The sequence below is a fragment of the Nocardia sp. X0981 genome (assembly GCF_977089955.1).
The window spans coordinates 882083-895265 of record NZ_OZ372435.1 but is presented as its reverse complement, the minus strand read 5'-3'; the positions used below and the strand labels follow the sequence as shown (position 1 = coordinate 895265).

At 68.6% G+C, this 13183-nt stretch carries 16 protein-coding genes; 8 read left to right on the top strand and 8 right to left on the bottom strand.

The annotated features are described in order from the left end of the window. Positions 1-107: 107 nt before the first annotated feature. The gene (locus tag ACYR7D_RS03800) at positions 108-794 is read right to left on the bottom strand and encodes a TetR/AcrR family transcriptional regulator (protein WP_459550003.1); all 687 of its coding nucleotides are present in this window, start codon (positions 792-794) and stop codon (positions 108-110) included. A 386-nt stretch (positions 795-1180) separates the two neighbouring features. On the opposite strand from ACYR7D_RS03800, the gene ACYR7D_RS03795 reads away from it, so the two are divergent. The 5 genes from ACYR7D_RS03795 (at position 1181) to ACYR7D_RS03775 (ending at position 5370) form a co-directional block, all read left to right on the top strand. After that, positions 1181-2533 (top strand): DUF445 domain-containing protein, encoded by a 1353-nt coding sequence (locus ACYR7D_RS03795; protein ID WP_459548237.1) that lies wholly within the window; start codon positions 1181-1183, stop codon positions 2531-2533. A 128-nt stretch (positions 2534-2661) separates the two neighbouring features. Further along, a complete protein-coding gene (locus tag ACYR7D_RS03790) occupies positions 2662-3156 on the top strand; it encodes a helix-turn-helix domain-containing protein (RefSeq protein WP_459548236.1) in 495 nt (164 codons plus the stop codon). After that, entirely contained in the window at positions 3153-3869 is a 717-nt protein-coding gene (locus tag ACYR7D_RS03785) for a heparin-binding hemagglutinin (RefSeq protein ID WP_459548235.1), read from the top strand. Before ACYR7D_RS03790 ends, ACYR7D_RS03785 begins: the two co-directional genes overlap by 4 nt. Positions 3870-3938: 69 nt before the next feature. Further along, positions 3939-4235, top strand: coding sequence for a DUF2516 family protein (locus tag ACYR7D_RS03780; protein WP_459548234.1), 297 nt, complete (start codon positions 3939-3941; stop codon positions 4233-4235). A 91-nt stretch (positions 4236-4326) separates the two neighbouring features. Then, on the top strand, positions 4327-5370 hold the full coding sequence (locus ACYR7D_RS03775; RefSeq protein ID WP_459548233.1) for an alpha/beta fold hydrolase: 1044 nt from the start codon (positions 4327-4329) through the stop codon (positions 5368-5370). 5 nt (positions 5371-5375) lie between these two features. Here ACYR7D_RS03775 and purU read toward each other — a convergent pair whose 3' ends face one another. Together purU and ACYR7D_RS03765 are read right to left on the bottom strand one after the other, a co-directional pair. Next, positions 5376-6266 carry a formyltetrahydrofolate deformylase gene (gene purU / locus ACYR7D_RS03770; RefSeq protein WP_459548232.1) on the bottom strand — a complete coding sequence of 297 codons (891 nt, stop codon included), beginning with the start codon at positions 6264-6266 and terminating at the stop codon, positions 5376-5378. An 80-nt stretch (positions 6267-6346) separates the two neighbouring features. Beyond that, positions 6347-6892, bottom strand: a complete 546-nt coding sequence (locus ACYR7D_RS03765) for a GNAT family N-acetyltransferase (protein ID WP_459550002.1) — start codon at positions 6890-6892, stop codon at positions 6347-6349. Between the two features lie 92 nt (positions 6893-6984). Here ACYR7D_RS03765 and deoC point away from each other — a divergent pair, with 92 nt between their 5' ends. Further along, on the top strand, positions 6985-7653 hold the full coding sequence (gene deoC, locus ACYR7D_RS03760) for a deoxyribose-phosphate aldolase (RefSeq protein WP_459548231.1): 669 nt from the start codon (positions 6985-6987) through the stop codon (positions 7651-7653). A 16-nt stretch (positions 7654-7669) separates the two neighbouring features. On the opposite strand, the gene ACYR7D_RS03755 is transcribed toward deoC, so the two are convergent. The 4 genes from ACYR7D_RS03755 to ACYR7D_RS03740 all read right to left on the bottom strand — a co-directional run bounded on the left by ACYR7D_RS03755 (position 7670) and on the right by ACYR7D_RS03740 (position 10379). Further along, entirely contained in the window at positions 7670-8392 is a 723-nt protein-coding gene (locus ACYR7D_RS03755; protein WP_459548230.1) for an LmeA family phospholipid-binding protein, read from the bottom strand. A gap of 128 nt (positions 8393-8520) precedes the next feature. Further along, entirely contained in the window at positions 8521-9318 is a 798-nt protein-coding gene (locus ACYR7D_RS03750; RefSeq protein WP_459548229.1) for a class I SAM-dependent methyltransferase, read from the bottom strand. Continuing rightward, positions 9288-9803 (bottom strand): DUF2505 domain-containing protein, encoded by a 516-nt coding sequence (locus ACYR7D_RS03745; protein ID WP_459548228.1) that lies wholly within the window; start codon positions 9801-9803, stop codon positions 9288-9290. Before ACYR7D_RS03745 ends, ACYR7D_RS03750 begins: the two co-directional genes overlap by 31 nt. A gap of 84 nt (positions 9804-9887) precedes the next feature. Continuing rightward, on the bottom strand, positions 9888-10379 hold the full coding sequence (locus tag ACYR7D_RS03740) for a DUF2505 domain-containing protein (RefSeq protein ID WP_459548227.1): 492 nt from the start codon (positions 10377-10379) through the stop codon (positions 9888-9890). Between the two features lie 24 nt (positions 10380-10403). On the opposite strand from ACYR7D_RS03740, the gene ACYR7D_RS03735 reads away from it, so the two are divergent. After that, positions 10404-11510 (top strand): UDP-N-acetylmuramate dehydrogenase, encoded by a 1107-nt coding sequence (locus tag ACYR7D_RS03735; protein ID WP_459548226.1) that lies wholly within the window; start codon positions 10404-10406, stop codon positions 11508-11510. A 21-nt stretch (positions 11511-11531) separates the two neighbouring features. Here the strand turns inward: ACYR7D_RS03735 and ACYR7D_RS03730 are convergent, their stop codons facing one another. Further along, positions 11532-12266, bottom strand: coding sequence for an SDR family NAD(P)-dependent oxidoreductase (locus ACYR7D_RS03730; RefSeq protein WP_459548225.1), 735 nt, complete (start codon positions 12264-12266; stop codon positions 11532-11534). 57 nt (positions 12267-12323) lie between these two features. Here ACYR7D_RS03730 and ACYR7D_RS03725 point away from each other — a divergent pair, with 57 nt between their 5' ends. After that, on the top strand, positions 12324-13175 hold the full coding sequence (locus ACYR7D_RS03725) for an alpha/beta fold hydrolase (protein ID WP_459548224.1): 852 nt from the start codon (positions 12324-12326) through the stop codon (positions 13173-13175). The last annotated feature ends 8 nt before the right edge of the window (positions 13176-13183 follow it).

Sequence of the window (13183 nt, the reverse complement as noted above, 5' to 3'; positions counted from 1 at the left end):
CCGACGCGCGCCCTACGGTGGCGGAAGAACACAGCCGGTTCCGTACCGCCGCCCGGCACTCAGACTAGCCGCACGGACGGGGTTGTCGAACCCGGCGAGACCGCGGCTCAGGCGGACGGGTCCTCGGAGGCGATCGGTGGGAGCACATGCTCCTGTTCGGCGAACTTGGTCCGTGAACCACCGGCGCGGGCCATACCCTCGATGGCGCTCCACACCATCATGGTGAGGTAGTCGATCACCTCTTCGCGCGGCAGCGTCTTGTTGGTGGTCCACCAGTGCGTGGCGAGCTGGATTCCGCCGACCAGCACGTAGGACCACAGCATGACGCCTTCGGTCTCGATCCCGCGTTCGCTGCCGCGTTCGGTGATGGCGGCCGCCACGACCTCGGCGAACAGCCGTTCGAAATCGGCCAGCGAGGAGGGGTCGCCGGAACCGGTGCCCATGATGAACCGGTAGACCTCCGGGTCTTCGTCGACCGCGCCGACGTACTCGGCCAGCGCCGACCGGACGAGCTGGTACTCGTCGGCGTCCAGGCTGATCGCACCGTAGACCCTGGGCATGAGGGTTGTCTCGATGAACCGCTGCATGGCGGCGTTGACGAGATCGTTCTTATCGGAGAAGTAGCGGTAGAGGACGGTTTTCGACACACCGATCTCGGCGGCGATCTCGTCCATCCCGGCATTGCCGCCGCGGGTGCGCACCGCGGCCAGCGTGCCGTCGACGAGTTCCTCGCGCCGGTCGATCTTGTGCTGCCGCCAGCGGCGTTTACGGCCGTCGGTCCGGGGGGTACGCACCGGCGCCGAACGCTCGGCGGATTCCCCGATATCGAGCAGGTCTTCGGTGGACAGCGTGGGCTCCTCGGTCCGTTCGGTTCGCGTGCGTTCCACTTTAGGCCCCACCCGGTCGCGGGTGGTTCGTTTGGTGCCCGCGCAGCCGGAACCACAGCTTTCCATGAGCCGCCGGATCCCCTTCACCACGAACGCCGCCGGGCTTCCCGCCCCGGCACCTGCGGCCGTACCTCCCTTTTCTCCGAGGTGCGCGAAAACACATCTCCTCTCACCGGCCCGCTACCCCGCCGCCTTCGCGCACCGACCGAGCGTAGGAGTGAAGACCCGGGGTTCTGAGGGTCTCGACCCGCGGCGCCGGAGGCGCCGCCATCAGACACAGCAGAATGGTGGGTATGCAGAAAGCGACCGGCAGCAGTGCGGTGCTCGATTCCGCCCCCGGGGAGACCGTCGCCGGTGGCGCGGCGAAACCTCCGGGCGTCTTCGCGACCCTCACCGACGACGCGGCCAAACGACGTGATCTGCGGCGGATGAAAGTCGTCGCCACCGGCTTGCTGGCCCTGGCCACCGCCATCTATCTGGTGTGCCGGTGGCTGGAATCGCGTGGGGACGCCGGTGAGTGGGTCGGCTACGTGCGCGCGGCCTCCGAGGCGGGCATGGTGGGCGCTCTGGCGGATTGGTTCGCCGTGACGGCGCTGTTCCGGCATCCGCTCGGCCTGCCTATCCCGCATACCGCGATCATCCGCCGGAAGAAGGACCAGCTGGGCGCCAGCCTGGGCAGTTTCGTGGGCACCAACTTCCTCTCCCCCGAGGTGGTGACGGCGAAGGTGAACTCCGCCCGGATCCCGTGGCGGGTCGGGCGCTGGATGGCGGGTCCGGGGAATGCCGCGCGGGTGGCCGAGGAGAGTTCCACCATTCTGCGTGCCGTAGTGGGTGTGTTGCGCGACGAGGATGTCGAGCAGGTCATCGACAACACGATCGTGAAGCGGATCGCCGAACCGCAGTGGGGCCCGCCCATCGGCCGGGTGCTCGCCGAACTCCTGGCCGACAACCGGCAGCTGCCCCTGTTGGATCTGCTCGCCGAACGCGCCCATCAGTGGGCGTTGGGTAGTCAGGAGACCATCGACCGGATCGTCATGGGCGAGGCGCCGCAGTGGGCTCCGAAGTTCGTGAACGTGCTGTTGGCGGAGAAGGTGTACCGGGAGCTGGTCGAATTCACTTGGAAGGTGCGCTCGACCCCGGACCACGAAGTGCGGCTGGCCGCCAACCGGTTCCTGGAGGAATTCGCCCACGATCTGCAATACGACGAGGCGATGATCGCCAAGGCCGAACGGATCAAGACCGAGATCATGGGCCGCGAGGAGATCACGGGGCTGGCCGAGGCCACCTGGCGCGCCGCCAAACGACTGATCCTGGAATCGGCCGACGACCCGAACAGCACACTGCGCCGGAAGGTGGCGGAGAACGTGCAGCAGCTCGGCGAGCGCCTCCGCGACGATACCGCCGCCCGCGCGAAAGTCGACGGCTGGATCGAGCGCGGTGCGCGCTATCTGGCCGCCAACTACGCCGATGAGATCGCGACGATAGTCAGCGATACCGTGGCCCGCTGGGATGCCGAGGAAGCGAGCAAGAAGATCGAGGTGCAGGTGGGGCGCGACCTGCAGTTCATCCGGATCAACGGCACGGTGGTCGGCAGTTTGGCGGGGTTGGTGATCTATACGGTCTCGCACCTGATGTTCGGTGGATAGAACCGGCCGGGAATACAGATGGTCCCCGCGGCGCGCGGGAGCGGCCGGACAACACTGCTAGCATTGGTGCTTGCAATTGTAAGCACTCTGATCTACCGTGGCTTACGTACAACGCCAGAAGGTGAGTGATGGCCCACCATCCCGAGGTTTCCGCCCAGCGTACCGACGGTCCGGCAGTGCCTGCCGGGTCCGGCGACAAGGCCGCCCGCGTGGTCAACGCGGCGCAGGACATCGGGAGTTTCATCCGGGCACAGCGGGAGGCCGCTCAGGTCTCCTTGCGTCAGCTCGCCCAGCTCGCGGGGGTGAGCAACCCGTATCTCAGCCAGATCGAGCGCGGTTTGCGTAATCCCTCTGCCGAGGTCCTCACGCAGATCGCCAAGGCGCTGCGGGTGTCTTCGGAGGTGTTGTACGTGCGCGCCGGCTATCTCGAGCAGCGGCCGCACAGTCCCGTCCGGGACGCCGTGCTCGCGGATTCCGCGATCAGCGAGCGGCAGAAGCAGGTGCTCCTGGATATCTACGAATCGTTCCGCCGGGAGAACGGACCGGAGGAAACGATCCCCCGGGACAGTGTTGTTCCACAACCGACCACCGATGCTCCGCCACGCCAGGAGAACGATAAATGACCGAGAAGTACACCAGCGCGAAACCTCTGTTCGCCACCGTCGGCGCCACCGATGCCGTCTACACCGCGGTGCTGGACGCGGTAACCCAGGTGCGCGAACGGGCGACCGACGTCAACGGCCGGGTCGATACGGCTCGTGAACGGTTCGCCGGCCTGCCCGCCGATGTGCAGACCCAGTTCGAGCAGATCCGGGCCCGGCTGGCCGAGCTGCCGTCGGAGCTGCCGGAGGACCTGGCCGAGTTGCGGGAGAAGTTCACCGCGGACGAGCTGCGCAGGCTCGCCGAGCAGTACTACCGCCAGATGCGTGAGCTCTATTCGGATCTGGCCGTACGCGGCGAGGAAACCGTGGAACGGTTGCGCGCGAATCATCTGGTCGAGGAGCGGGTCGGCCGGGTGGAGTCGTTGTACAAGGACGCGAGTGGCCGGGCCGAGGAGGTTCTGGACCGGGTGAACGGCCTGATCGGCCGTTCGGGTAAGGCCGAGGCCGCGGCGGCCGCCCCGGTGGTGGCGGAGCGGCCCGCCGCGCCCGAGGTGGTGGAGGCCGAGGTGGTGGAGATCGCTCCCGAACCCGCCCCGGCCCCGGTTCCGGAGACCGCGTCGGCCCCGGTTCCGGCGCCGGAGCCCACGCCCGCGAAGAAAGCCGCGCCCGCGAAGAAGGCCCCGGCCGCCAAGAAGGCTCCGGCCGCGAAAAAAGCCGCGCCGAAGAAGGCCTGACCTGCCGATTCGAGCGGATCGCCCCCGTGTGCCCGTGGTGCGCGGGGGCGCTGCTCTTATCATGGTGGCGTGGAACAGGTGTATGGCTTGACCGGGTGGATCATGGCCGCGCTGTGGCTGCTGGCGACCAGCGCGACCGTTTTCGCGCTGGTGCACGCCGTGCGCCAGCGCTCGGATGCGTTCACGGCGGTGGACAAACTGACCAAACCCATCTGGCTGGGCATCCTCGGGGTGGCGGTCCTGCTGCTGCTGGTGGATTTCCTGGGTCTGGGTCTGTTGGCGTTCATCGCGATCATCGCGACCGGTGTCTATCTCGCCGATGTCCGGCCCAAGGTGGACGAGGTCCAGCGCGGCCCGCGCTGGTAGGGCTCGTACGCGGAGAACCCGCGGTGCTTGCACTGGCAAGCACCGATTCCAGGCGTTACTGTGTCAATCAGTAACACAAAGGAGTGGGTTGATGCGTGCGACGATGCCGAAGGCCCTGACCGCCTTGGCCGGACAGATCGAAGGGCTGTCGGAGGTGCACCGCGCGGGATTGCGCACCCGCGCGGGTTATCGCAACGCCGCGCTGAACCCGCCGGCCGCCCCGGCCCGGGTGACAGACGTCCGTACCGCCGACGGTGCCCGGCTGCGCGTGCACTCCTACGGCCCGGAGGATGCCCTGCCCGTCGTATTGATCCACGGCTGGACCTGCTGCCTGGAGTACTGGAACCCGCAGATCAACGCGTTCGCCGGAAAACACCGGATCATCGCCTTCGACCTGCGCGGGCACGGGGAGAGCGAATTCGGCGAACCGGAACGACTGGATTGTCATCTGCTCGCCGACGACCTGTGCGCCGTGCTCGATACCGTGCTGCGCCCGGGGCAGCGCGCGGTGCTGGTGGGGCACAGCCTCGGTGCCATGACCCTGCAGGCCTGGGCGGGTAAGTATCCGCAGCGGGTGGCCGAGCAGGCCGCCGCCGTTCTGCTGGCCAATACCGGCCCGCACAATCTGGTGGCCGAAACCACCGTGGTGCCGTTCTTCAACCGGCGGTTGCCGCTGCTGAACCGGGTGGTGCCGCTACCGATGTGGCTCGGCCGTAACGGCCTGAGCGCCCGGATCGTCTTCCCCCCGATAGCCGCGGTCCGCTGGCTGTTCGCCCGGCAGATCATGAGCCTGGACGCGGAGCGGGAAACGGTCGATTTCGGGATGAACATCGTGCGATCCTGTCGCTCCCGGATACGGTCGCGGTTCGGGCGGCTGCTGGCGGAGATGGACCTGGGCGACGCCGCCCGGCACCTGGTGGTGCCCACCACGGTGGTGGCCGGTACGGCCGACGATATGACCCCGGCGGTACACGCCGAGCAGATCGCCGCCTGGCTGCGCGAAACGGGCAGCCTCATGCGGTTCGTGCTGCTGCCCACCGGCCATCTCGGCAATGTGGAAGCGATCGAGCAGTTCAACGAAATCCTCGGCGAGGTGCTCGGTTCGGTGCGCGAACCGGCCGAAGCCGCGGGCTGAGGAGTTCAGGAGAACACGACGGTGCGGCGCCCGTGCACCAGCACCCGGCTCTCCAGATGCCAGCGCAGACCGCGGGCCAGCACCACCCGTTCGATATCGCGGCCCTGGCGGACCATATCGCTGACATTGTCGGCGTGATCGATCCGGATGACGTCCTGTTCGATGATCGGCCCCGCGTCCAGCTCCGGGGTCACGTAGTGGCAGGTCGCCCCGATGAGCTTGACACCGCGAGCGAAGGCCTGGTGGTACGGGCGGGCGCCGACGAAGGACGGCAGGAAGCTGTGGTGGATATTGATGGCCCGCCCGGCCCAGTGCTCGCACAGTTGCTGCGGTAGCACCTGCATGAACCGGGCCAGCACCACCGCGTCCGGATCGTGTTTGTCCACCAGCTCCCGGACCTGCTCGAACGCCGGTCCGCGCTCGGCGGGGTCTTTCGGAAACGGTACGTGGTGGAACGGGATACCGTGTGCCTCGGTGATCGAGGCCAGGTCGAGGTGGTTGCCGATCACCGCCTCGATGGTGGCCGGCAGCTCTCCGGAGACCGCGCGACCCAGCAGATCGTGCAGACAGTGCCCCTCGCGGCTGACCAGTACCACCGCCCGGCGGCGGACACCCGAATCGTGTACATGCCATTCGCTGTCCGGACCGAGTTCGGCGGCGATTCGCTGGAAGCGGTTGCGCAGTTCGTCCACGCCGAACGGAACGGTCGACGCCTTGATCGACTGTCTGGTGAAGAACCAGCCGGTCTCCGCATCGGAGTGGTAACCGGCCTCCAGGATGGAGCCCCCGAAGTCGGCGATGAAGGTCGTGATGGCGGCGATGATGCCGGGACGGTCGGGACAACCGAGGGTGAGCACGTATCGGCGGTCGTCGGCGACGGGCGCTGCGGAAACCATGGAATCATCCTGACAGGGCGGCCGTATGCCCGTGAGCGCGCCTCCGGACTGTCCGCGTCCGCGCGCGGACCGCCCGGCGGTCACAAGTCGTAGAAAGGCGCGGCATAACGGAATTCGCCCAGGATCCGGGAGTCGTAGGCGGTCAGCGGGCGAGCCTGGAAATGACTCACCCATTCGGCGCGGTCCGGGGCGATGCCCAGCCGCTCGGCGAGCTGGAACCCGAACCGCGGGTAGTAGTCGAGACTGCCGAGCAGTCCGATGAGCGGTTCGTCCAGTGCGTCGGCGGCTCCCACCACGGCGTGCATCAGCGCCGACCCCACCCCGCGGTGCTGCTCGCCGGGGAGCACACCGATCGGGCCGAGCGCCAGCACCGGGAAAGGCCCGACCGTCGCGCGGGTCACACAGACGTGACCCACCACCGTTTCCCGTTCCACCGCGACCATGGACAGCGTCGGGATCCACGCCGGATCGCTGCGCAGGCGGGCCAGCAGCGCGACCTCCGGCGGCGCGGCGGCGAGCGCGCTGCCGGTGGCCGGGCCGCCGGAGGCGTAGTGCGGTGCGAACGCGGCGCGGTGCACGAGGTCGACGACTCCGGCATCGACCTCACGTTCGCGGCGGATCAGCAACGGCGTACTCCCTTCGACGGCCGGTACGAGTGTGCGCGAGGAGATCGAGGTGCGCAACGGAATTCACCACGGGTGTGCCAGACTCTGGTCCTATGGCCGATTCCAAGTCGCTGACCAGGTCCGAGGTGGCCGCCATGATCGACCACACGCTGCTCGCCCCGGAGGCCACCGGCGCGGATGTCACCGCCCTGGTGGCCGAGGCGCGGGAACTCGGGGTGTACGCGATCTGCGTTTCGCCGGCCGTACTGCCGGTACGGGCGCCGGGGGTCGTGGTGGCGACGGTGGCGGGTTTTCCCTCCGGGAAACATCATTCGCTGGTGAAGGGGGCCGAGGCCCGGCTCGCGGTCGACCAGGGCGCGGCGGAGGTCGATATGGTGATCGATATCGGGGCCGCGGTCGCGGGGGATTTCGCGGCGGTACTCGCCGATATCGTCGTGGTACGCGAGGCGATTTCCGATCGCGCGGTACTGAAGGTGATCATCGAATCCGCGGCGCTGTCCGACGAGGCCATCGTCGAGGTGTGCCGGACAGCCGAGCGGGCCGGTGCCGACTTCGTGAAGACCTCCACCGGTTTCCATCCCGCGGGTGGTGCCAGCGCGCACGCGGTCCGGTTGATGGCCGATACGGTGGGGGGCCGGCTCGGGATCAAGGCGAGCGGCGGTATCCGCACCGCGGAAGCCGCGGCGGAGCTGATCGCCGCGGGTGCGACCCGGCTGGGGCTCTCTCGCTCCCGGGCGGTGCTCGACGGTTTCCCGGCCTGAGGGCAGCCGGGCCGGTTCAGCAGGAGGCATTGCCCTCGGCGGGCGGCAGTTCGGTGCGGCCACCGTGCAGATCGACCTCGATCCCGCTGTCGGTGACCCGCAGAGCGGTCGGTTCCAGCCCGAGCGGGTAGGTCTGCAGGCTCTGCGTCATCAGATCCACCACGCCCTCGGCGAGTTCGTCCGGGACGCCGAAACCGAGGAACTGCGCGCCGGCCACCTGCATCCGAACCCTCCCGTCCTGGATTCCGGGAGTCACCCGTAGCTCACCGAACCCGCCCAGCACCTTCATGGTGAGTTGTCCGGTGGCGGGGTCGGAGACGACCTCGCTGACGAGACCCTGGAGGGTGCCGGCGATACCGGTGTTGCTCCAGCTGACATCGGCTTCGGAGCTGCCGATCGTGCTGCCGCTGCCGCCGCTCTTCGGCATCTCGATATCGTGCAGCCGCGCATGGACCTGCATATCGACGGCCGGGCCGAACTCGGCACCTTCGCTGTCGACGTCCACCCGGGAGACCTTGCCGTCGATCCAGGTGACGAGCAGGGGCTTCGCCCCGAAACCGACATTGATCTTGGAGCCCATCTCCTTCTCGAACTGCGAACTGATACAGCTCGCGATATGGTGCCGCGCGTAGGCTTCACCACCGACCAGCGCGGCCGCCACCAGCACGAGTGCGGTGACCACGACGATCACGATGGTCCGGCGACTGACCTTCGGGACAGACTGGGACTTGGTGGGCATGGGTGAGATTCTTCCCGATGATTCTGTGCCTGCTATGAGGTCGGGTTGTGAGCCCCCGGTGAGGTCAGGATGTCAGCGGAGGTCGGGGCGGAAATCCATGATATGCGACACACCGGTGTTTCGGCCGTTCACGCGGGTGCGACCGCCGTCCAGGGAACCTCGAGAACGCTGTCCCGGAGCCGGCGGCGGAAATCGCGGACCGGGATACCCCGTTCCCGCATCAGATCGGCCGCACCGCGCCAGCGCACCCGTGGGCCGAAGGCGGCCAGCGGGGCGGTATGCGCCCACGCCCGGTCGGCCGCGCCGAGCAGCTCGTGAATCCGTTCCCCGGGGATATTCCGGTGGATCAGCGCTTTCGGAAGCCGTTCGGCGAGATCCGACGGCCGCTCGACCGTGAAAGGGTCCCAGGCCAGGGTGAGCGTGCGGGGCCCGGTGCGGTCGAGAACCACCCAGGCGCACCGGCGGCCCAGCTCGTCGCAGGTCCCCTCCACCAGGAGACCGCCCGGTGCCAGCCCGGCGAGCACGGTGGACCACGCCTCGGCGACCGACTGCTCCGGGTACTGGCGCAGCACATTGAACGCGCGCACCAGTACCGGCCGCAGGCCGGCCAGTTCGAACCCACCTCGGGCGAAACGCACCCCGTCACGATCCGGCACCACCCGGGCCGGATCGATCTCCAATCCGACCACCCGCACATCCGGCCGGACCGTGCGCAGCCGCGCCGCCAACTCCAGCGTGGTCCACGGTTGCGCGCCGTAACCGAGATCCACGACCAGCGGGTCGGCGGCGCGGTGCAGCAGCCCGGTGATCCGCCGATCGTGGACCAGCCGGCGGTCGCTGCGGCGGAGCCGGTTGATACCGGTGGTACCGCGGGTGACGGTGCCGAGTGGGGCGCTCAGTTGCTGGGCTGGTGCTCGTCCAGCCACTGCTGAGTTACTTCGGCCTCGGCGCGGAACAGATCCACCAGGTTCACCAACATGAGTTGTTCGAGCCGCGGACCCACCATCGGAATGAACACCTTCGCCTCCGAGGAGAGGCGCATGGTGCAGCCGGTATCGGTGGGGAACAGCCGCGTCGTGCCGGTGAGGCTGCCCGGACCGGCCGGGATGGACGCCGAATACCTGCCCTCGACCTCCGGGCCGAGCGGCCCGTAGCTCTCCTTACGGGTGATGACCATATCCTTGCGGATCACCGACTGGGCGATCTCGGGCAGGACATCGCGCGGCAGGATGTGGTGCAGCACCACCTCGATCCCGGTGTCGCTCGCATCGATGGAGATCACCTCGTTGGGTGAATACTTCCGCATCTCCACCATCCGGGCCTCCCAGTAATCCCGGTTCGTCAGCGCCGCGTACAACTCCTCGATGGTGTGCAGCGGGTAGCGGGCGGAATAGTCCAGTCGGCGAGCCATGCGCGGTAGGTTACCGTCCGGCCGGGTGGGGCCGTCCGGAGGCCGGGCGGCACCCGTGGGCCGGAAGCCGCGGAGCGCGGCCGGCTACCCCTGCCGCTCGGCGATCCAGGTGTTGGTGAACTCGGTCTCCTCGGTCAGCAGTTCGGTCAGCCGTTCGCCGATGGCCTCCTCGATCTTGCGGCCGAACAGCGGGACCTTCACCTCGATGGTGCCGGAGACCTCGGCGACCGCCCCGGCCGGTTCGTCGGTGGCGGTGATGGTGCCGCGGACTTCCGCGGGCGCGCCTTTCACCCGTGCTTCGAAACTACCGGTGGTGCCCGACCACAGCTCGGTACGCGGAATGATCAGATCGCCCGGGTGCACGGCGGTGACGGCCGGGGGGAGCAAATCGGAGGGGATGGACTGCACGACCTCGACCCGCACCTGATCGCCGTCCGCGGACAGCGATACGAATTGCGCGTTCGGGCCGCCCACGGCGGCGATACGGTCTTTCCAATACTGCTCGGTACGCAACGCCTCGCGGACCGCGGCGACCGGATGAGAGTAGCGAGCCGTATACGCCAGCGCTGTAGCCATGACCGGACACGCTACCGTCTGGGCGTGCGAACTTCTCGGGTTGTCCCGGCCGGCGAACTGCCGACCCTGCTCGCCGGCACGGGCGCGGTGGTCCGGCCGGCGGTACCACTGGCGGAGCTGACCACCCTGCGCGTCGGGGGTCCGGCCACGGTGGCCGAATGCGCCACCACCGATGCGCTGGTGGCCACGGTCCGCGCGCTGGACGCCGCCGAGGTACCGGTGCTCCTGCTGGCAGGCGGTTCGAACCTGCTGGTCGCCGACGCCGAGGTGCCCGCGGTGGTGGTCCGGATCACCACCGGCGACGTGGAGCTCGGGAGCGACGGGGTCATCGCGGAAGCGGGTGCGAACTGGGACGCGGTGGTCGCGAAAACGGTGGCGGCCGGGTTCGGCGGCCTGGAATGCCTCTCCGGTATCCCCGGCTCGGCCGGGGCCACCCCCGTGCAGAACGTCGGGGCCTACGGCGTGGAGGTCGCCGAAGTGCTGCGGCGGGTCCGGCTGCTGGACCGGGCCACCGGGCAGACGTACTGGGTCGGCCCGGAGGACCTCGACCTGGGCTACCGCACCAGCCGGCTCAAACACCGCGACGACGCGGTGGTGCTGGCGGTCGAGTTCGCGCTGGACCCCACGGGGGACAGCGCCCCGCTGCGTTTCGGGGAACTCACCGCGAAGCTCGGCGTCACCGCGGGGCAGTCCCGTCCGGCGGCGAGTGTCCGGACCACGGTGCTGGAACTGCGCGCCGGGAAGGCGATGGTGCTCGACCCCGCCGACCACGACACCTGGAGCGCGGGCTCGTTCTTCACCAACCCGGTGGTCACCGAGGACGAGGCGGACCGGGTCCGCGCGGCGATCCGGGAACATCTGGGCGACGTACCGGTCCCGGCCTATCCGGCTCCCGGCGGCGTGAAGTTCTCCGCGGGCTGGCTCATCGAACGCGCCGGCTTCGCCAAAGGGTTCCCCGGCCCCCAGGCCCCCGCCCGATTGTCGACCAAACACACCCTGGCGCTCACCAACCGGGGGACCGCCCGCGCCACCGACCTCGTCGAACTGGCGCGACGGGTACGCGACGGGGTGGCGGAGCGGTTCGGGGTCGTGCTGGTTCCCGAACCGGTCACCGTCGGGGTGGACCTGTAGCGCGGACTCGCGGCCGAGATCTCAGCCGCGGCGGGCGAACCGGCCCGGATCGGCCTGGTCGCGCGGTTTGACGATGATCTGGTCCAGGTTCACATGCGGCGGCCGGTCGGCGACGAAGGCCACGATCTCGGCGATGTCCTGGGCGACCAGCGGGTCGATACCCCGATAGACCGCGGCCGCTCGGTCGGCGTCCCCGTCGAAGCGGACCAGCGAGAATTCGGTCTCCACCGCGCCGGGCGCGATCTCGGTGAGCCGCACCGGCTGCCCCAGCAACTCCCCGCGCAACGTCCGGTGCAACACCGCCTGGGCGTGTTTGGCCGAGGTGTAGCCGGAACCGTTGTCGTAGGCGTGGAACGCGGCGACCGAGGTGATGGTGACGATCAAGCCGTCCCCGGAATCGATCAGTTTCGGCAGCAACGCCTTGGTCATCCGCAAGGTGCCCAGCACATTGGTTTCCCACATCCAACGCCAATCGTCCAGATCGGCCTCGGCGACCGTGGCGAGCCCCTTGGCGCCACCGGCATTGTTGACCAGGACGTTCACCCCGTCGACAGCCTCGGTGAAAGCCCGCACCGACTCGTCGGAAGTGACATCGAGCTCGAGCGCGGTCCCCCCGATTTCCTCGGCCAGCGCACGGAGCCGGTCCACCCGGCGGGCCCCCACGTACACGTGGAACCCCTGTTTCGCGAGTTCCCGGGCGGTGGCCTCGCCGATACCCGAACTGGCTCCCGTGACAACAGCCGTGCGTCTACCCATGGATCCGATCCTACTTTTTGTGGTTTTCCCACCGCCCCATCGCGCAGCATGTACCTCATGATCAGAGAAACGCGGAGTGTGGACGGTACCGGCATCGTTTATCGGGTGGCCGGGCCCGCCGATGGGCGTCCGCTGGTTCTGGTGCACGGATGGTCCGCCGATCTGCGCTGCTGGGGGCGGGTGTTCGACGATTTCGCCGTCGATTTCCGGGTGATCGCCCTCGATCTGCGTGGGCACGGGTACTCGGGGGCGCCGGCTTCGGGGTACGACGATCCGAAGAATTGGGCGGCCGATATCGCGGCGGTGCTGGCGGCCGAATCGGTGGAATCGGGCGCGGTATTGCTCGGATGGTCGTACGGCGGGATCGTGATCAGCGACTATCTGGCCGAGTACGGTAGCGGTGCGGTGGCCGGGGTCGTCTATACCGGGGCTATGGCCTGTATCGGTAAGGGGGTACCGGGCGCGGAGGTCGGAGAGGCCATGCAGCAGGCGATTCCCGGGGTGTTCGAGGAGAGGCCGGGGCAGGCGATGCGTGGATTCTCGGCTTTCGGTAACGCCAATACCGGGCCGGGGCAGGACAAAGGGCCCGACGCGCAGCGGCTGTTCGGGGCGAGCCTGGCCACGCCGCCGTTCGTGCGGAAGGCTCTGTTCTACCGGTCGGTGGACAATACCGAGACCCTGCGTGGGCTCGATATCCCCGTGCTGGTGCTGCACGGGGAGGCGGATCCGGTGGTGCCGGTGGCCGACGGCCGCTATATCGCCGAAACAGCACCGCGGGGCCGCGCCTCGATCTGGACCGGGGCCCAGCACGGGCTGTTCATCGAGGATCCGGCCCGTTTCGTGGCCGAGGTGCGGGAGTTCTGCGCGGAGTGCGCCCAACCCTTGCGGAGCGCACCGCCCCGGGTGTGACGACTTTC